Annotated in this window: 14 protein-coding genes; 6 read left to right on the top strand and 8 right to left on the bottom strand. The window is 52.3% G+C overall.

The features are described from left to right. Positions 1–183: 183 nt before the first annotated feature. On the bottom strand, positions 184–3,219 hold the full coding sequence (locus NEV57_RS00070; RefSeq protein WP_257656245.1) for a ThuA domain-containing protein: 3,036 nt from the start codon (positions 3,217–3,219) through the stop codon (positions 184–186). Positions 3,220–3,757: 538 nt separating this feature from the next. Between NEV57_RS00070 and NEV57_RS00065 the strand changes: the two genes are divergently transcribed. The 6 genes from NEV57_RS00065 to NEV57_RS00040 all read left to right on the top strand — a co-directional run bounded on the left by NEV57_RS00065 (position 3,758) and on the right by NEV57_RS00040 (position 9,348). Further along, positions 3,758–4,792, top strand: coding sequence for a DUF6695 family protein (locus tag NEV57_RS00065; RefSeq protein WP_257656244.1), 1,035 nt, complete (start codon positions 3,758–3,760; stop codon positions 4,790–4,792). Positions 4,793–4,833: 41 nt separating this feature from the next. Then, positions 4,834–5,202 carry an aspartate 1-decarboxylase gene (gene panD / locus NEV57_RS00060; protein ID WP_257656243.1) on the top strand — a complete coding sequence of 123 codons (369 nt, stop codon included), beginning with the start codon at positions 4,834–4,836 and terminating at the stop codon, positions 5,200–5,202. Positions 5,203–5,422: 220 nt separating this feature from the next. Next, positions 5,423–6,433 carry a DHH family phosphoesterase gene (locus NEV57_RS00055; protein WP_257656242.1) on the top strand — a complete coding sequence of 337 codons (1,011 nt, stop codon included), beginning with the start codon at positions 5,423–5,425 and terminating at the stop codon, positions 6,431–6,433. A gap of 13 nt (positions 6,434–6,446) precedes the next feature. Continuing rightward, entirely contained in the window at positions 6,447–7,397 is a 951-nt protein-coding gene (locus NEV57_RS00050; protein WP_257656241.1) for an FKBP-type peptidyl-prolyl cis-trans isomerase, read from the top strand. A gap of 110 nt (positions 7,398–7,507) precedes the next feature. Then, complete coding sequence (locus tag NEV57_RS00045) at positions 7,508–8,287, top strand: TatD family hydrolase (RefSeq protein ID WP_257656240.1); 780 nt, start codon at positions 7,508–7,510, stop codon at positions 8,285–8,287. A 38-nt stretch (positions 8,288–8,325) separates the two neighbouring features. Next, positions 8,326–9,348 (top strand): asparaginase, encoded by a 1,023-nt coding sequence (locus NEV57_RS00040; RefSeq protein ID WP_257656239.1) that lies wholly within the window; start codon positions 8,326–8,328, stop codon positions 9,346–9,348. Positions 9,349–9,359: 11 nt separating this feature from the next. Here NEV57_RS00040 and NEV57_RS00035 read toward each other — a convergent pair whose 3' ends face one another. From NEV57_RS00035 to NEV57_RS00005, 7 genes are all read right to left on the bottom strand, one after another. After that, positions 9,360–10,676 carry a bifunctional folylpolyglutamate synthase/dihydrofolate synthase gene (locus NEV57_RS00035; protein WP_257656238.1) on the bottom strand — a complete coding sequence of 439 codons (1,317 nt, stop codon included), beginning with the start codon at positions 10,674–10,676 and terminating at the stop codon, positions 9,360–9,362. A 19-nt stretch (positions 10,677–10,695) separates the two neighbouring features. Further along, positions 10,696–11,514, bottom strand: coding sequence for an energy transducer TonB (locus NEV57_RS00030; RefSeq protein ID WP_257656237.1), 819 nt, complete (start codon positions 11,512–11,514; stop codon positions 10,696–10,698). An 81-nt stretch (positions 11,515–11,595) separates the two neighbouring features. Continuing rightward, positions 11,596–12,003, bottom strand: a complete 408-nt coding sequence (locus tag NEV57_RS00025) for an ExbD/TolR family protein (protein WP_257656236.1) — start codon at positions 12,001–12,003, stop codon at positions 11,596–11,598. Positions 12,004–12,094: 91 nt separating this feature from the next. After that, complete coding sequence (locus NEV57_RS00020) at positions 12,095–12,796, bottom strand: MotA/TolQ/ExbB proton channel family protein (protein ID WP_257656235.1); 702 nt, start codon at positions 12,794–12,796, stop codon at positions 12,095–12,097. Between the two features lie 53 nt (positions 12,797–12,849). Then, complete coding sequence (locus tag NEV57_RS00015) at positions 12,850–13,923, bottom strand: SPOR domain-containing protein (RefSeq protein ID WP_257656234.1); 1,074 nt, start codon at positions 13,921–13,923, stop codon at positions 12,850–12,852. Between the two features lie 39 nt (positions 13,924–13,962). Next, positions 13,963–15,690: a TonB-dependent receptor gene (locus tag NEV57_RS00010; RefSeq protein ID WP_257656233.1), complete on the bottom strand. Its 1,728-nt coding sequence runs from the start codon at positions 15,688–15,690 to the stop codon at positions 13,963–13,965. Positions 15,691–15,707: 17 nt separating this feature from the next. After that, positions 15,708–16,101 (bottom strand): tetratricopeptide repeat protein (locus NEV57_RS00005; protein WP_257656232.1); only part of this gene is annotated, 394 nt, incomplete at its 5' end.

The raw sequence follows: 16,101 nt of genomic DNA, 5'->3' as shown, positions 1-16,101 counted from the left end.
GCAAGCCGCGACTGGCTAAGGCGACTTTTACGCGGAACGAGGGGGTCTTACGAACCACTTATCACCTCCATCAATCACTAACCGCCGTTCATCAGTCACAGACTACCGATTACCAATCACAGACCACTGTTCACCCTTCACCAGTAGTCATCACTGACCACTAAAACCAAAACTGGCCACCGATCACTTTTTTGGCCGTAAATCAACTGTTTTTACACCCGACAGCGGCCGGATGCCTGCTCCCGGGGTATTGGTATACTGTGCGGTAATCCGCATCACCGTCGTACTGTCGCTTCCAGCGGGTGGACGGACCACGATCGTACCCTTGGCTGGCAGCGATTTATGTTTCGCCTGCTGGCTATCTCCCAACGAAAGTACCCATTGGATAATCTGCCGGGCCTCGGATTCCTTCATTCCGGGATGGGCTGGCATGGCCACTTCGCCCCATACACCGCTGCCTCCCTGCAATACTTTCCCGGTAAGGTAAGCTGCCGCGTCGTTTTGCTTCCGGTACTTGGCCGCCACCTGGGTATAGGACGGTCCCACACTGGGCCCGTCAATCTTGTGGCACGACTGGCAATCGGAGGCCAGCATCAGGCTTCGCCCAAGTACCAGTTCAGATACCTGCTGGTGTCCCAGCGAAGCGCCGGCCAGATCAGTGCCCTTAATGTAGTCCACGGACACGACCAGGTTTGCGGGGTCAATGGGCCTGTCGTCATCAGCTACCTTTACTTCGTAGCCGATTGATTCACCCGGCGTATAAAGGCCGGATGTATTGGTCAGCACAACCTCAATAACAGGATTGTCGTTTCCGGCATATACCGCTACAGGTGCGCTGGATGTCCGCGCTCCAGAAGGATCTTCAACCGTAACACTGACGGCATATTCACCTACCTTGTCCAGCGTGTAGTTAAGCACCGGTTCCTTGGTCTGCTGGGTTACTTCCCCTATCTTCCAGGTATAAGTCAATGGATCGCCCTCGTAATCGGTAGCAGCTACTTTCGCCTGTACCGTGAACGGCACACCACCATTAACCTGCTCCACTTCAATGGCGCCGACCTGCGGAGCCAGGTTACCCGGCAGGTAATCAATGCGTGCAATCCCAGCATCCTCATTCTTCGTAAACCATCCGGTACCGTATTCCAGCACATAAAGCCGGCCATCCTTACCCACTTCCATATCAATGGGATTGTTGAACTTCTGTCCCTCCATGAACGGTTCCATCTTGTCAAAATCACCATTGGGAAGCAGGGTAACCGCCCGGATCCATCCGCGTATCCAATCGTAGATAAACAGCTTACCTTCGTAATATTCCGGATAGCGTGTTGCCTGCGGAAAGAAGTCCCGGTAGTATACCGGCCCTGCCATGGCGTTACGTCCGCCGGTGCCAACCTGTGGGAAGTCAGGTGAAGCAGCATAGGGATACCAGATAAATGCCGGATGCGCCGGCGGCAGGTGCTGCAAACCCGTGTTATTCGGCGAATTATTTTCCGGTTTTGCCGGGTCGAAAGCAGCTCCCGATTGCCCGGTTGTATAATTATATTCCCGGTAAGGGTAATTATTGCCAACAAAAAGCGGCCAGCCGAAGAAACCTGCTTCCCGTGCCTGGTTCACTTCGTCGTATCCGCGCGGTCCCCGGGTAGCGAGGCTATCGTGATTGGCATCGGGCCCCACTTCGCCCCAGTAGAGGAAATTTGTCTTCTGATCGATCGCGATGCGATATGGGTTACGGTTGCCCATTACGTAAATTTCCGGACGGGTTTTTTCCTGTCCTTCGGCAAACAGATTGCCTTTGGGAATCTCATAGGTGCCGTCCGGCAATACCTTAATGCGAAGGATTTTACCCCGAAGATCGTTGCTGTTGCCCGAACTGCGGCGGGCATCATATTGCTCAAAGCCCTGCCGTCCGTCCAGCGGTGCAAACCCATGGTTCTGGAAACGCTGGTTTGGCTGGTCAAATGGCGTGGAGTTATCGCCGGTCGACAGGTATAGCAGTCCGTCGCCGCCAAAGGCAACCGATCCGCCCGTATGGCAGCAGATGTTGCGCTGCGAGTAAAACTGGAGAATGATTTTCTCGCTGCTTTTATCCAGGGTATCGTTGGCATAAACAAACCGCGATAGCCGGTTTACCGAAGTATCGGTTGGGCTGTAAAATGCATAGATATAATTATTGGTCTCAAAATCCGGGTCAATGGCCAGCCCCAGAAACCCTTCTTCAGCATTTACATTGGGTACTTCAGTACGATGGTACACATCGAGAAAACCTACCTGTTTCAACGCCTGTGTTTCCTGGCTGTAACGCATCAGTTCACCGCGTCGCTGCGCAACCAGGATGTCGGTATTGGGTAATATCGCCATTTCGGTCGGTTCAAAAAGGCCGCCAAGCTGCAATTGGGTTTTCACGAAACGCTGCCGTTCGGGGACCGGCAGGCTCTTTGCCCGGTTGTAATTCAGCTTCCTGTTATCCCCAATCGCATATCGGATCCCTCCCAGTATATGCCTTGCAATCAATGGATCCTGAAAAGCTGCTGCTGAATGGCCGAACCCGGTATAAAATGCGCGGCCACCGTCGTAGTCATGGTACCATGCAATCGGATGATCCGTACCGTTCTTCCCTCCTTCGTAACTTTTCTCATCAATGGTAATCAACACATGTATATCCGGGGAAAGTTTCTTAAAATTATACCACTCATCGTGGTACGTGAATGTGGCCGGCAGTGAATCCGTGGCCGGATGATTGGCGTCAATGACCTGGAATGCTGCGTCCTGCGGTACCGGGTGGCTATCAAAATAGGCCCCAACCAGGCGGCCGTACCAACCCCAGTCGTACTCCGTGTCCGAAGCAGCGTGGATGCCCACATAGCCTCCGCCCGCCTGGATATACCGTTCAAAGGCAACTTCCTGGTAGTGATTAAGTATATCACCCGTCGTATTCAGGAAAACAACGGCCGAATACCGCGCCAGGCTGTCCTCCTGAAACCAAGAGGCATCGGATGTCGTATCCACTTCATAACCATTCGCAGCCGCCAGTTGCATCAGTGCTTCCCGTCCCTCCACAATGGACTCATGGTAAAACCCCGCGGTCTTGCTAAATACCAGCAACCTGGGTTTCCCGCTTCGCTTATTGCACGAAACAGCCGCCATCATAAAAATAGCCAGCATGGAAAACCATAAAATCGATTTAGTTTTTACCTGTAAAATCCGGAACGAGTTTTTCATTAGCATAATTTGTTTGTCAACGGCAAAGAAGCCGGCATAAATTACTCATAATTTGTTATTACGGAAATTATGCAGGTCTCATCTGTATAATCGTTTATTGCTCTATTGTATCTAGGTTCAATGCAATGCCTGTAAAAGTCGTAATTTTTCCAGACATATTTAAACCGGCCGACCGATAAATTTCGTTAATGGGTTTGTATCAATGTTGTCATGGCACACCCACTGCCCCGACATTCCCAATTCTTTACAGATTTAGCCTGTTATTTCATCCCCTGTTATGACATGACACCCATGTGTATCAATGGAACCGCTCAACCTCGACCTGACTTATCCAGTCCGGCATGCTGGGAAGGATAAGGTGCTTTCGGCATATTCTTTGAAGGTTCTAATAGATCACATGCGGCATGACAGCAACAGCAAAGGTCGTTTTGTTCACAAGACTTAAAAAATTCGGATAGCACTGCTGTGCTATCGTTTTGGTCAAACGGCCGGTCAACTATGGAGAGAAACATAAAAACAGCAGGTAAAGGAGGGTTATTTGGACGAAAGCCTTGATCTGGCATTGGTAATCGCATGGCCCGACGTTACGGCACGGGGAGATGAGCGATGGATGGCCATATTGAAATCATTGGGTGTTGTTAAGAATTTAAACTTCAAGGTAGGGCATGCCGCCATTATCCTGGTGAAGCGGAGTGGTGAGCTGGCCTATTACGATTTCGGCCGTTACATTACCCCCCGTGGTTACGGCCGGGCACGCTCGGTCAATTCCGATCCCCGGCTCTTGCTGCACACCCGTGCCATCGTCACGGAAAAGGGTGGTATCAGCAACATACAGGCTATCGTCGACGAACTGCACCTGCTGGAACCGGCAACCCATGGCGGTGGCAGAATGTTCTTTTCCATAGCGAACGGCATTTCCTATCACCGGGCTACGGCCTTCGCCGACCGACTCGTCAGCCAGGGTCCCATAAAATACGGCGCGATTGCAAAGGGCAATAACAGCTGTTCCCGCTTTGTGGCACAGACCCTTCTTGCTGGAATGCCCGTGGGGCATCCGGCAAGAAGACCGCTTGTTTTTCCCGAAAGCGGCAAACCAAGTCCCATGAGCAACGTGATAAACGCCGTACCCGACAGAACTGTTTATTGTTATTACCGCGGTTCAATCACCGCACGTAAAATAAACCGCTGGCAATCGCTCCGGTTTCAGGCAGACCTGCTGCTGCACAATCTTTCGTCGAGCAAGGCACGCTTGCTGCCCTGCGACCGGAAGCCCGGTAATATTGCCGAGCCCGACCGGCCGGATGAGTTACCCGAATCCGCACAGTGGCTGGGAGGCATCGGCGAGGGGGCCTGGTTTTCGCTTGAAGGGTGTGCGAATACCAACACGTACCACGTGGTGAAATACGCCAGCCACGGCAGGGAAGAATACCGGGTGAAGTGCGCCGCGGCACAGGCTGTGGACCTTCAGGCTCCGTATCATTTTACGTATCATTTCCAACATCAACAATACACGATCCGCCAAGGGCAGCTAAAAATTGCCCTGAGCGCCATACCGGTGCCGGTGAACAGCTGAAATACGAACAAAAAAAGCGAATATACTTACATACAACAACAATGGAAATCAACATCTTAAAATCAAAAATCCATACGGTAAAAGTGACCGAGGCAAATGTTGAATACAATGGATCCATCACTATTGATGCTGATTTGCTGGACGCTGCGCAGATAAAAAAATACGAGCAGGTTTATGTCAATAATGCCGTGAACGGCAGCCGGATCATGACGTACGTATTGCCCGGCAAACGTGGAAGCGGTGAGGTGTGCATGAATGGCGGTGCCGCATTGCACGCTAAAGTCGGCGATACCGTCCATATTCTCAGCTTCTGCAATGTCACGGAAGAAGAAGCTGACAGCTACCGGCCGGTGTTGGTATTCACCGAAGCGGGCAACCGGATTGCTTCCATAGAACACTATGATTACTGACATCCGTTCGGCGGGATGTCTTTTATATCCGCCACTCACGGAAACCGGTCCATCGCATACCCGCTTCCTTGCCGGAATACCGGTACCGACCCCCGGTATCGGGGGATTTACGGGGCAAAAAAGTCCAGTACACGCAACCGGTTAATTTTTCCGTTTTACCTGTATAAAAAATTCGGTAATCGGATTTTTTATAGTAGGTTTGCACTCTTTTAACATCTGAATGTTGACACAGGAAGTCCTTAAGCACCAACTTGCTGCACCTAAGCATATTGTCGTTACTACGCACCATAAACCAGATGGCGATGCACTGGGTTCTTCGCTGGCCATCTACCTTTGGCTGAAGGCAAAGGGACATACCGTGCACCTCATTGTTCCCTCCGATTTCCCTGCATTTTTCGATTGGATGCCTGCCAGGGAAGAGATCAGGATCTATACTGCGGATATCCAGGCAAACGACATGCTGATTGCCAACGCTGAAATGATATGGTGCCTGGACTTCAACAACCTTTCCCGCATCCATGCCATGGAAAATGCAGTACGGAACGCACCTGCTGCCAAAGTGATGATCGACCATCACCTGGAACCCGAAGGGTTCGATGTTTTCCAACATTGGGATAGCCATGCGGCGGCTTCTGCCCAGTTGGTTTATGATTTTCTGGTGAATGTCATGGACGACCATTCGGCTATCACCACCGAAATAGCCACCTGCCTTTATACCGGACTGATGACAGACACCGGATCTTTCCGCTTCCAGACGACCACCCCCGAAGTCCACCTAATTGCAGCTGACCTTATCCGGCGGGGTGCCAGAAACTGGGAGATACAGGAATTCGTATACAACAGCTCATCGGAAAACCGGCTCAAATTTCTGGGTTTCTGTCTGCTGAACCGGCTTGAAGTGCTTCCGGAATACCATACCGCCCTGTTCAGCATCTCGCGCCACGACCTGAACCGTTTCCATATCACCACAGGCGACACCGAGGGCCTCGTAAATTATGCCCTTTCGATCAGCGGCATTAAACTTGCTGCGCTGATCATTGACCGTACTGATCAGGTAAAACTATCGCTCCGGTCGGTCGGTACATTCCCCTGCAATGAAATCGGCAAAAAGTATTTCAATGGCGGGGGGCACCGGAATGCCGCTGGAGGCAATTCCAACGAACCGCTGGATAAAGTCGTGGAAAAATTCAAATCAATATTACCTGCATATAACGAACTATTAAAACAATAACAAATCAAAAAAAATGAAGAAATCAATTTTAATTTTAGGACTTGCGGCGGCGGTTTTGATGGGTGCCTGCCAGCAATTCAAGACAGGCGAAGGCGGGTTGCAATACCAGATTGTTAAAGACAACGGACAGGCAAAAGCGCAGGCCGGTGACCTCCTATCGATCGCCATGACAGTGAAGACCGACCGGGACTCGCTGCTCTCCAGCACCTATAAAATTGGTCTTCCACAGATCATCAATATTGCACCTGACAGTGTTCCGGGCCTTTATGCCGGCGACTACAACTCCATGTTTAAACTGCTCGGCGAAGGCGATAGTGCCGTCTTTAAGCTCGACCTGGATACCATGGCTGCCAAAACCATGCAGCCCAAACCTGATTTCGCTGACAAATACATTATCTTCAATGTAAAGGTGAACAGGCATTTTAAAAAGGGTGAGCTTACCGACAGCGCACTGTATGCCGAAGTAAACACTTATTTCGAAGCTGAAATCGAAAAGCTGAAACAGGCCGAAGCGGGAAAAATCAGCAAATACATTGCAGACAACAACCTGGAGCCATTGAAGACTGCATCCGGCCTGCAATACGTAATCGTTGAGGAAGGTACCGGCGAAAAGCCCACGCCCGGCGATACCGTACAGGTTAATTACACCGGTGCACTTACCAGTGGCGACGTGTTCGACACATCCGTGAAGGAAATAGCCGAAAAGAACAACATTTTCAATCCCATGCGCCCTTATGAGCCCGCCAAATTTGCCATTGGCGTGCGGCAGGTAATTCCGGGCTGGGATGAAGGGTTACTGCTGTTGCCAAAAGGCAGCAAGGCAAAATTGATCATTCCGTCCGAACTGGGATACGGTGAACGCGGAGACATGCGCGGGACTATTCCGCCGTTTGCTCCCCTGGTCTTTGACATCGAGCTGGTCGATGTACTGAAACCGGCTGCACCGGACAGCACAGCAAACTAAAATACCGCGAAACGCCCCGATTATTACCGGGGCGTTTCTTTTTAATACCTTTGCAGTTATCCATTAGTCAATCCGGCGGCTATCCGCCGCGGGATACATGATTTTTAATAATGACACAGGAAACCGTATTGATCGACACCCACACCCATGCCTATTACCTGTACGGCGATGCCGAGCTGGACATCCAGATGCAGCGTTGCTTCGACCATGGTATACAGCAGCTGCTGTTACCGAATGTCGACCGTGCATCCATTCCTAAGGTGCTGGGCATGGCGGCGGATTACCCCGCCAATTGTTATCCCATGATGGGACTTCATCCCTGTGAGGTACGGGCAGATTATCTCGACGAGCTGGCCGTCGTTGAACGGGCCATTGCCGAAAATAAGGTGTATGCTATCGGTGAAATCGGCATCGACCTGCATTGGGATAAAACCACCCTGCCCCAGCAGCAGGAAGCATTCCGGATACAGACCGACTGGGCCAAAGCGCTCGGACTGCCCGTATCCATCCATTGCCGGAATGCGTTCGATGAGCTTTTCCAGCTATTGGATGAGCAGCAGGACGGCCGCCTCACCGGCGTGCTCCATTGCTTTACCGGTACGCTGCAACAGGCGGAACGCACGATTGCCCTCGGCCTCCATTTGGGGATCGGCGGGGTGGTAACGTATAAAAACGCAGGCCTTGATCAGGTGGTCAGCCAGCTGGATCTCCGCCACCTGGTACTGGAGACCGACGCTCCCTACCTGGCCCCTGTGCCGCATCGGGGAAAACGCAACGAAAGCAGTTACCTCTTGCATATTGCACAAAAAATCGCAGATTTGCAGGGAATTCCCCTGGCAGCGGTTGCCAACGCAACAACCGAAAACGCTAAACGGATTTTCAGGATATAATATGCAGCTTACCAAACCATACCCTAGCAGCCAAACTGATGAATAATGTCTTTGTAATCTATACCGGAGGTACCATTGGCATGGTCAGGGATGAACAGACCGGTACGTTCATCCCCTTTGATTTCGACCTTATTGCCAAAAACATTCCGGAGCTTGCCCGGCTTAATTACAACCTCCGCGTACACTCCTTCACGCCAATCATCGATTCGTCCAATATGACACCCGCCATCTGGCTGGAAATGGCGAGTCTGATCAAGGATAATTACGACGACTACGATGGTTTTGTCATCCTCCACGGCTCGGATACCATGGCCTTTTCCGCTTCGGCCCTGAGTTTTATACTGGATGGTCTCCAGAAACCCGTAATCCTGTCGGGTTCACAGTTGCCGATCGGTGAAATACGGACAGATGCCCGGGAAAACCTGATCACTGCACTGGAGCTTGCTTCCGCCAAAAAAAGAGGGAAATCACTCATTCATGAAGTGTGTATTTTCTTCGATAATAAATTATTCCGGGGCAACCGTTCGTTCAAGTATAACTCGGCTAAATTTGAGGCGTTCCGTTCGCCTAATTATCCCGTACTTGTGGAAGCCGGTGTTTACCTAAAATACAACAATGATGCGCTGCTAAACAACAGTGGCATGGATTTCCAGCTCCATACCCGGCTTGACGATGCCGTTTCGGTATTGAAGCTATACCCGGGAATCAGCAAGCAGGTCGTCCGCGCCGTACTGGAATCGGATGCCCGTTCGGTCATTATGGAAACATTCGGATCGGGAAACACCACCACCGACAGCTGGTTTCTCGACATGCTCCGGCAGACCATACGGAACGGCAAGAATATACTCAATATTTCACAGTGTAAAGTGGGCAGCGTAGAGCTTGGCCGTTACGAAACCAGCAAGTGGCTCAAGGAAATGGGTGTACTGAATGGGTATGACATGACTTTTGAGGCTGCTGTTACCAAACTGATGTATTTGCAGGGCGAATTTGACAAGCAAAGCGATGTCGCCTATTGGGCGGAAAAGAATATCAGGGGCGAACTGACCGTGCAGGATTAACCGGTATCACTTTAGTTACCGTCGGCCCCGGTGTCATGGGAAGCCAGCAGGTCAGCTACTACAAACGTACTTCCGCCAACGAAAATCAGGTCGGCTTCCTGTGCCTGTGTTTTTGCGGCCTGCAACGCCGGCATTACGCCCGGGAATGCACTTCCCGACAATCCATAACCCTGCGCCTGTTCCAGCAGTTCCACAGCGGGGAGCGCCCGTGGCATATCCACCTGGCAAAAATAATAACGGCCGTGCGCGGGGAGCAGCGGAAGCATATGGCTCAGGTCTTTATCGCGCATCACACCGATCACCAGGTGAAGCGCCGCATGCGGGGTCGCCCGGATGTTGGCCAGCACCTCCCGCCATCCGTCTTCGTTATGTCCCGTATCACAGATGACCAGCGGCCGGGTCGACAAGGTCTCCCACCGGCCACGAAGTCCGGTAAGCTGCTGTACCTGCTTCAGCGCCGCTGAAACATCCGGTTCGGCAATGGCATACCCCTGCCTGCGCAGCTCCGTAACCGCCTGCAGCACGCCAGGCAGGTTGCGGGCCTGGTAACTGCCCATCAGGTCCAGCGCATAACGAAAGTGCTCGCCGTCGTTTCGGTGCACCACTTCTATTTCCTGATACGCTTCCCCGCGCTGCTGCGAAACCGGCTGCCACTGTTCCGCAGCATAGGTCAACACACTCTGCCGTTCGGCAGCTGCCCGGTCGAACACGCCGCTCACCTCCTCCTGCCGCTCGCCCACGATTACCGGAACTTCCGGTTTGATAATTCCCGCCTTCTCCGCTGCGATTTCAGGCAGCGTATTGCCCAGCATCGCCATGTGATCGTAACCGATATTGGTAATTACCGAAAACAGGGGGATGATGATGTTGGTCGAGTCGAGGCGTCCGCCCAGACCGGTTTCCACCACGGCAATATCCACGTTCTCCCTAGCGAAGTAGGCAAAGGCCATGACCATGGTGAGTTCAAAAAAAGAAGGTTGTATTTCCTCCACAAGCGATCGGCTGCGGTCAACAAAGCCAGCAACTTCCTGCTTGGGGATGGGCACGCCGTTAATCCGGATACGTTCGCGGAAATCCACCAGGTGCGGCGAAGTATACAGGCCGGTTTTGTAGCCGGCCAGCTGCAGTATAGCCGCCAGCATGTGCGATGTGGACCCCTTACCGTTGGTGCCTGCAATATGAATGGACTTAAATTGCCGGTGCGGATCGCCCAGCGCAGCGCAAAGCCTTAAGCTATTGGAAAGATCCTTTTTGAAAGCGGATGCCCCGTCGCGGGTAAACATAGGCAATCTGGTGTACAGATAATCGATTGCCTCCTCGTACAGCATGTGGTATGGAATGTGATAATTATTTCAGCCTGAAGTAAATGGGAACGACAGCTTTCTGCACCTGGGGAGCCTGCTCCAGCCGGTTAAGCCGTGCACCCCGCAGGGCGCGTTCGCATTTCTCCCAGAGTGACCGGTCGGGCAGTGTTGTACCGCGCACGCCTGCCCGGGCATAGGTAATCCGTCCGTCGGGAGCCACGTGGATCTCCACGGCCACGACGCCGGCCTGCTGCCCGTTATCTTCGATCGCCGGCCGAACCTCCCAGCGCCTGTTGGTCACCGAAAGCGCCATATTTCCGTCACCGGAACCACCTTCCCCGTAATTAGCCGCCAGCGGATCGCCCAGCTTACTTCCCTGGTTACCTGCTTCCGTACCTGTGCCGTCACCCCTCCCTGTGGAGTTGTTCTTCGCACCCCGGTACAATGCATTCGGATTGATGGCCGGTTTGCTGTCTTCCTTTTCAACCGTAGCCTCTTCGGCATTGGCTTTCTTTCTTTCGTTGGCCACTACGGCAGGCGCATCTTCCAGGTCCTGGGTGACTACGCTCCTTTCCGTGATCTGCTGTGATGGTGTCGGCTGAACCGCTTCCTGCGGGTCAATCCGGTCGGGGCGTACCTCATTTGCGTTGGGGTCCGCGGAAGCTTCATCCACGGTCATGTAATCGTCGCCCATCCCGATATCGGATGTGCCGTAGTTGACAATGATACCGCCCATCCCGAATTGCGGCAGCGCCGAGCCGATCATGATGAAAAAGCTGACCAAAAGCAGCCCTCCCATAATCCCGCTCGAAATCCACATGGCCTTCGGGTAATTATTCTCTTCCTGTGTATGATAACTCATGGTACTAAATGCAGTGCTATGATCCTTATCTATTAACTATGATGAAATCATCGGCCTGTTTCCATAACCGGTCTGTCACCGTTATTCCCTAATGGGTTCGGTGGCCAATACCAACCTGATTTTCAACTTATTGGCAACGTCCATTACCGAAATCACGTTCTGAATGGGCACGGTGCTGTCCGCGTATAGCATGATGGTCAATTCCTCACCGGGCTGTACGTAGGCCTCCAGGGCTGTCATCAGGTTTTCATACGGCACTTCCTGCTTATCCAGGAAATATTTCAGGTCCTGTGTTACCGAGACAGTCACCGTTTTCTTGGCAACCGACTGCTCCCCCGCGCTTGATCGTGGCAGCAGCAGCTTCACCACCTGGGGATTAGCTACGGCAGACGCCAGGAGGAAGAATAACATCAGGAAAAACATGATATCGTTCAGGGAATCCGTAAAAACCCTGATCTCCGAATTATTTCGTTTTGCTCTTAAATTCATTTGTCAAATACTTTTTATGGCCTTATGAAACCGCCGCTTGCATCGCCTTTCCAGCGTACTGCCGGGCAGGTTCCAATCGTATCAGCAGCAATTAGGAACCGGGCTCGTCCAGCAGGTCAACAAACTCAATGGCATCGGTCTCCATCCGGAGAATCAGCCGCTCCAGCATCGTATTCAGCACGTGATATCCTGCAAAGGCCAAAATACCGATAGTCAGTCCAGAGGCCGAGGCAATCATTTTCACATACAGACCGCCGGATACACTGGCAATATCAATCCCACCCGCAGCTTCCACATCGCGGAAGATGATAATCACCCCGAAAATCGTACCGATGAAACCCAGCATCGGCGCGATCGTCGAAATAATGCTCAGCAGGTTGAGGTTCTTCTCCAGCCGGGCGACCTCCAGTTTACCGACATTTTCAATCGCACCCTCAATGTCCTTGATGGGGCGTCCGATCCGCAGCAATCCCTTTTCCAGCATCCGGCCCAGTGCACTGTTACTCGACCGGCAAACGGACAATGCAGAGTCCAACCGGCCGGAAAGCACACTCTGTTTGATGTGCGACATCAGGTTCGGATCATATTTAGCGGCTCTTTTTATCGTCAGGTAACGTTCAATAAAAATCACGAGGGTGGCAAAGAGTAACAATGCCAGCGGAATCATAATCCAGCCTGCCTTAAATAAAAGCCCGATAAGGCTTACCTGCTCATTTGCGAGCTCTACCGTCTGCTGTGCCGCTTCCGCCATCGTATCCAGCGGGTAAATGGTGTCTTGTTGTAATAGTAACATAAATTGATCGTGTAATTTTTTTAAGTATTATGTTGTTTTAATATCAATGCGTTTTATTCCGTTCCATCATGGACAACCTTGGCAATCCAGGCTCCCGGCTCAAAATTCTTCTGCACGCTAACCAGTTCCCGGTAAGCTTCCTCTTCCGTGGCGAACGATCCCCAGCTGATCTTTTTCCGGTTACCCGGCATCCGGCTTTCAATTGCCTTTAGGTCATACCCCTTAGCCTTCATTTCTTTCACGTATTTATCGGCCTGCCGCATGGTAGCAAACGAACCGACGATAATTTCATAGGTAACCGCGGGCTTGCTGGCTTCTACCGGCGCCGGCGTAGCAGCTGCGGCAGCAGGAACACTATCACGCCCACCGGCAGTTTCCATGGCAACCGGCTGGCCTGTTGAATCGGTCAACCCGCTATCCAGCGGCAATTGTGCGGCCTGTCCGGCAACAGGCTGTTCCGAATCGGTTTGGTCCGAAACGGGTGTTTGCTGTATGCCGGTCAGCCATGCAGGCTGGTAAAACCATATACCGCCCGCCAGCAATGCCACCACCACCGCCGCAGCGATCCACCAGCCCGTGCGGCGCGACCGCTCCTCCAATGTCTCCTCACCCTCATCCGGCACTGCTGCTTCCAGTTCCGTTACCGGCTCTTCATCCGCAGCGTCTGCGGGAATAAATGGTGCCGGTTCTTCCACTGTTGTACCCGAAGGAAGTTCCGTGACCGCCGGGGCTACCGGAGGCCGGGCTTTTACCGGCCGACGTGTCAGGCCCGCCGGGCTCAGCTGTTCAAACACCAGCGATGCGCCATCGGCGGCTAAATAACCCAGGCCCGAGAGAAGCACTTTGCCGTTACGCTGTGCGGCGGCAATCAGCCCCTGGACCATTTCTTCCAGCATACGCCCCGCCGACTCTTCGCTGAGCTGCTGCTGGGCACGCAGGTAATCCGTCAACAGCAGTCCACTCCCCTGTCCTTCAATCAGTTCAATACGCGTGCCGGGAGCGGAAAAAACCTGTGCCTCCGCTTCAAACGAGGCCGGAACGGAAATTTTCCGGAAGATGCCGATACCCGGCACATTTACTTCCGGATATTGCCTCAACAAATTCGCTATGCACAGTCCCAGATTCATCCTTTCAACTTTCTCCCTGCAAAGTTATAACCTTATCGGTCAAAATGAAAAATTAACACCACCGATCACATTCAGCCCCAATCGCGGGTAAAACAGATAACGTTCGTAAGTGGTGCTCATCAGGTTATTCAACCGCACATACACACCGATCCGGTCGGTCGCACGGTATTCAGCAGCTGCACTAAGATCCACAAACGACGGAATGGTCACTTTTCTTCCACCGGTTGCAATTTCCGTCCAGCTATAATCACTCAGGTCAATTGCGGCATCCCCGATAAATCCATAGGTCAGCCCCTGGAAGAGCAGTTCCCCATTGATATACAGCTTGTCACTGATGTTGATCCGCGTATGTGCAGACAGTCGCATTTTGGGTGTGAACCACGCTTCCTGCTCCTGTGCCAGATCGAACTCATTGAAGTTGGCCTTTCCACCCAAGCTTACTGTTTCCGAAACCCGTACATTGATCTCACCTTCCAGTCCGATGATCTTGCTCGCGTCCTCGCCGCTTTCGTAGATGATATCAAAAAGGTGGGGCGAATCCGTGTTATTCCGGTAGAAAGGCATTCCCTCAACCTGCCGGTAGAACGCCTGCACTTTATATCCGAAGGTTGCGCCCGCATTCCCTTTGATCCCACCGAATATGTGCAAGCGGTCCACTGAATTGCGTATGGCAATATCAGGTGCCAGAAACGGGTTTTCCCTGCTTAGCTCACGGAAGGCTGTTTTATTGACATCGCCGTTAATGCCACCGAACAGGTGGGCATATTGCGGAACCACGGCAAAATCGACTTCAGCAGAAGGGAAAATATTGGTCCTCGATGTGCCGCCGAACTCCGCCACAAAAGCAGCCCCTAACGTCACGTTATAGTTATTCCCCTGAAAACGGATATAGGGGTTCAACCGGGCGATGTGGTTGCCCAGCTGGTAATCAGTACCTTTCACACCGGTAAAGTCGCCGGACACATTGGCCCCGACATTAAATGCCCTGACCCGTTTATTGAAGTAGCCGCTCAGGGCAACGGAATTTTCGCGGGCACTGAAGGCATCGCCATACGCATAGGCATCCGCTTTCACCGAATAGCTTACCGCATCCGGATCGTCTTCTTCAAAATTACTGGTCAGCTCCCCATTGAAAAAAATGTCATTAAAAGCCTGCCGTTGCGGATCAGGGTTCAGGTTCATGCCGAACTCATCCTGCACCACACCGTAGAAGCGGGTACCATAACGGTTAAATCCGAGTTCGCCATTCAGCGTAAACGGCACCAATGTCTTACGGCCGAAAACACCGATCTGCTGCTGCGAAAAAGCCTGTCCTTCCAGGTTTCCTTTCTGGCTGAGGTGTTTCAGATACCCCCCTATCCGGGCATCCGGAAAACGGTCGGTGGTCAGGTACACCTCTCCGAGCAGCGTGCCCAGGTTGCCCGCGCCGATCTTCACATAGTTGTTTGTCCGCGCCTCGATGTTTGTAAACGGCATTTCCTGCACCGTAAGGCGTTTTGTTCCTGAGGTAATATCCAGTTTATTATCCAGGATATTATAGGTGAGCGCCGGCTGGTATTGCCGTTTGTTGGTCATATCCGGACTGCGGCGGATCTTTACCGCATCAGCCAGGACCGGCCGGTAATCGCGTACCACATCAATAGAGTCAATGGTAGCAGGCCGCTCACTCGTGACAGGCCGCTCCTCCTGGGCCAATCCGACCCGAAATACTCCCAAACAAAAGAAAGCCAGTAAATACCCCGTACGCATCGATTTTCGCAATATCATAGTTAAATTCCTGTTACTCATTTAGTTAATTTCTTCAATCGTTCCTTAGCCGAAACGATTACGCCGTCTTCATCATTTCCATAGTTTTCAATGACACTTTCCAGGGTGCTCTTCGCCTGGAGGTCATCGCCCTTACGTGCATAGCCGTCGGCCAGCACAATAAAACTCCTGGCTACCCAGTAGTCGTATGACGACCTGTTGTTGATCACATCAAAAGCACTCTCAATCGCCTTGTCATATTCCTTGGCCTCGTATTGCAGCTGGGCAACGTAGTACTGCGCCTCCGCTCCCACCACCGTCTGGCTCTTCAGGGCCGCCAGGTTCATCTCCTTGGCCCCTTCCGCCGCATTACCCGCCCGCAGCAGTGCATGGCCGGTGTACAGGTGGGCCCGTGCGATATCCTCCTCCGAG

Origin of the sequence: Parapedobacter lycopersici, assembly GCF_024643285.1 — a bacterium.
GTDB classification, from domain to species: domain Bacteria; phylum Bacteroidota; class Bacteroidia; order Sphingobacteriales; family Sphingobacteriaceae; genus Parapedobacter; species Parapedobacter lycopersici.
This window is presented reverse-complemented; position numbering and strand designations above follow the sequence as displayed.

Bases quoted from the DNA above. Each gene is read 5' to 3' on its own strand.
- NEV57_RS00050 (WP_257656241.1), top strand. From the start codon at position 6,447: ATGAAGAAATCAATTTTAATTTTAGGACTTGCGGCGGCGGTTTTGATG.
- NEV57_RS00040 (WP_257656239.1), top strand. From the start codon at position 8,326: ATGAATAATGTCTTTGTAATCTATACCGGAGGTACCATTGGCATGGTC.
- NEV57_RS00045 (WP_257656240.1), top strand. From the start codon at position 7,508: ATGACACAGGAAACCGTATTGATCGACACCCACACCCATGCCTATTAC.
- NEV57_RS00010 (WP_257656233.1), bottom strand. From the start codon at position 15,690: ATGATATTGCGAAAATCGATGCGTACGGGGTATTTACTGGCTTTCTTT.
- panD (WP_257656243.1), top strand. From the start codon at position 4,834: ATGGAAATCAACATCTTAAAATCAAAAATCCATACGGTAAAAGTGACC.
- NEV57_RS00015 (WP_257656234.1), bottom strand. From the start codon at position 13,923: ATGAATCTGGGACTGTGCATAGCGAATTTGTTGAGGCAATATCCGGAA.
- NEV57_RS00030 (WP_257656237.1), bottom strand. From the start codon at position 11,514: ATGAGTTATCATACACAGGAAGAGAATAATTACCCGAAGGCCATGTGG.
- NEV57_RS00055 (WP_257656242.1), top strand. From the start codon at position 5,423: ATGTTGACACAGGAAGTCCTTAAGCACCAACTTGCTGCACCTAAGCAT.
- NEV57_RS00035 (WP_257656238.1), bottom strand. From the start codon at position 10,676: ATGCTGTACGAGGAGGCAATCGATTATCTGTACACCAGATTGCCTATG.
- NEV57_RS00025 (WP_257656236.1), bottom strand. From the start codon at position 12,003: ATGAATTTAAGAGCAAAACGAAATAATTCGGAGATCAGGGTTTTTACG.
- NEV57_RS00070 (WP_257656245.1), bottom strand. From the start codon at position 3,219: ATGAAAAACTCGTTCCGGATTTTACAGGTAAAAACTAAATCGATTTTA.
- NEV57_RS00020 (WP_257656235.1), bottom strand. From the start codon at position 12,796: ATGTTACTATTACAACAAGACACCATTTACCCGCTGGATACGATGGCG.